This is a genomic window from Arthrobacter sp. 10T413_2 (genome assembly GCF_056394205.1).
Genome location: NZ_JBFTHK010000293.1, coordinates 1 through 3,124, shown reverse-complemented (window position 1 = coordinate 3,124; position 3,124 = coordinate 1). Strand labels below are relative to the sequence as shown.

Sequence of the window (3,124 nt, the reverse complement as noted above, 5' to 3'; positions counted from 1 at the left end):
GCAGCAGCACGATCCAGGGCTATGCCACGTCCATGAGCGTCAACATTGGCGACACTGTGAAATTCAAGGTCAAGACGCCGTCCACGTCGTATCACATCGATGTGTACCGCCTTGGGTACTACCAGGGGCTGGGCGCCCGGAAGATCGCGGCCAACGTGCTCCCGAGCGCTGCACTTCCGCAGACCCAGCCGGCGTGCGCGACGTTCTCCGCCACCGGCCTGATCGATTGCGGCAACTGGGGCGTTTCGGCCAGTTGGCAGGTCCCGGCCTCGGCCGTGTCCGGCGTTTATCTGGCCCGGCTCGTGCGCAACGACACCAGCGATGCAAGCGTCGTTCCCTTTATCGTCCGCGACGACACCGCCCACTCCGCCATGCTCTTCCAGACCTCTGATTCCACGTGGCAGGCCTACAACAGCTACGGCGGCAACAGCCTGTACAGCTGCACCGTGTCCTGCCCTCCGGGTGAACCGCTCGCCTACAAATCCGCGTTCAAAGTCTCATACAACAGGCCCTTCAACTCAGCTGCGGATGACCAGGGCAGAAGCTGGCTGATGTACGCCGAATATCCGATKATCCGGTTCATGGAGGCCAACGGCTACGACGTGAGCTACATGAGCGGCGTTGACGTCTCCACTCGGGGGACGTTGCTGCTCAATCACAAGGTCTTTATGTCTGTGGGCCACGACGAATACTGGACAGGCGATCAACGGGCCAATGTTGAGGCTGCCCRCGACGCCGGTGTGAACCTGGCGTTCTTCAGCGGAAACGAAATGTTCTGGAAGACTCGGCTGGAACCCAGCTCCGACGGGACGAACTCACCGGACAGGACTCTGGTGGCCTACAAAGACACGCACTTTGACGCCCCCACGGACCCTGTCGCGTGGACCGGGACCTGGCGGGACCCGCGCTTTGGAACAACCGRTGGCGGAGGAAACCCGGAGAACGCCCTGACAGGGCAATTTTTCATCGTCAATTCGGGAACCACCGACATCGTGGTGCCGGCAGCGTACAAACAGCTCAGGCTATGGCGGGGGACCTCGATTGCGAGCTTGGCCACCGGCGCCTCGGCCACTCTGGGCGCCGGAGTCGGCACGCTCGGCTACGAGTGGGACATTGACGCCGATAACGGCTTCCGGCCTGCTGGCTCGTTCAGACTTTCCAGCACAGTCAGTTCCTCGGCGGAAGTCTTCACCGATTACGGCTCCAGGACGCTCGGCGGTCAGTCAGCGACGCACAACCTGACAATGTACAAGGCTCCGAGCGGTGCCCTGGTGTTCGGATCCGGCACGGTGCAATGGTCCTGGGGGCTGGACGGCTTCACCACCGGGAAAGCCGCGGACAAGAACATGCAACAGGCCACGGTCAACCTTTTTGCCGACATGGGGACGCAACCCACGTCGCTCACGGCTGGCTTGGTGACCGCGTCTGCGTCGACARACTTGACGGCTCCGACATCCACCATCGTTTCGCCTACAGCAGGATCAACCGTTTCGGATGGCACGATTGTCACCGTGACGGGCACTGCCGCCGACGTCGGCGGCGTGGTTGCCGGCGTCGAGGTCTCGACGGACGGTGGTGCAACCTGGCGYCCGGCAACGGGCACCTCGGACTGGACCTTCAGCTGGAATGCACACGGAAGCCCGACGTCGACTCTGCGTTCCCGGGCCGTTGATGACAGCGGCAATATCGAATCGCCTACGGCCGGCAGGGTCACGAATGTGTCATGTCCATGTTCCGTGATCGGTACTAACATCAGTCCGGCTGTTCCTGACGCTGGCGACGCCAGCGGAATCGAGGTCGGGGCCAAATTCTTCTCAGACGTCGCGGGAACCATCAGCGCGTTGCGGTTCTTCAAGTCCGCCAAGAATACCGGCACCCACGTAGGCAGCGTCTGGAACGAATCCGGGCAACGGCTTGCCACGGTCACTTTCAGTGGGGAATCGGCAACCGGCTGGCAGAGTGCCACCCTGTCTCCGCCCCTCGCGGTCACCGCGAATACGAAATACGTGGTGTCCTACTTCGCCCCGGCCGGTCACTACGCGCAGGACACCRCCTATTTCTACAACCATCCCTCACCGGCACCCGCAGGTAACKGCAGCACGGKAGGCACGCCGCTTCACTTCACTCGGAGCCTGCCTGGCAGCCCGAACGGCTTCTACAAGTACGGCTCGTCGTCTTCCTTCCCCSATCAGGTGTACGACGCGGAGTACTACTGGGTGGACGCGGTCTTCAGCCCGTCGAGCAGCCCCGCACCGGCAATTTCATCGGTATCACCGTCCAACAACGCGACAGGTGTCGATGTGGCGGTGAAGCCATCCGCGACCTTCAACCAGGGCGTAACGGCGTCGTCCGTGGTCTTCACCGCGAAGGACGCGGCAAACACGACGGTCCAGGGATCGGCGACATACGACTCGGCCACGAACACAGCGACGTTCACCCCCGGGTCGCCCCTGGCCTTCAGCACCAGCTACACAGCCACGGTCAGTGGTGCCACGAATGCCGCGGGCCAGTCCATGGCGGCACCGTATTCGTGGACGTTCACGACGGCGGCGCCGCCGGCCGCGCCGACGATCGCGGCCGTGTCGCCGACCAACAACACCGCCGGCGTTGACACAGCGGTGAAGCCTGCCGTGACGTTTGATCAGGCGGTGACGGCGTCGTCGGTGGTGTTCTCGCTCAAGGATGCGGCCAACGCTGCGGTGGCCGGTACGGTCGGCTACGACTCGGCGGCCAGAACTGCAACGTTTACTCCCGGGACGGCCCTGAGCCCCGGGACCACCTACACGGCCACGGTCAGCGGTGCGACGAATACGACGGGGCAGACCATGGCGGCGCCCTATTCGTGGGCGTTCACCACCGCCGCTGCCGTCAGTTGCCCATGCAATGTTTTCAGCTCAAATTCGGTGCCAACAACTGTTTCCGCCAATGATCCGAATGCTGTGGAACTGGGGATGAAGTTCCGTGCGGATGTGGCCGGGACGGTGACGGGGGTCCGGTTCTACAAGGGGGCCGGGAATACCGGAACCCACACGGGGCATTTGTGGACGGCTACCGGGACGCTCCTGGCGTCGGTGACGTTCACGGGGGAAACGGACTCGGGCTGGCAGCAGGCGACGTTCTCCTC

1 protein-coding gene is annotated in these 3,124 nt (G+C 63.3%); it reads left to right on the top strand.

Annotation, left to right across the window (positions count from 1 at the left end):
- Nucleotides 1-32 precede the first annotated feature (32 nt).
- Nucleotides 33-3,124, top strand: a 3,092-nt coding sequence (locus AC1DBQ_RS22675) for a N,N-dimethylformamidase beta subunit family domain-containing protein (RefSeq protein WP_476930652.1), incomplete at its 3' end; no start/stop codon positions are given.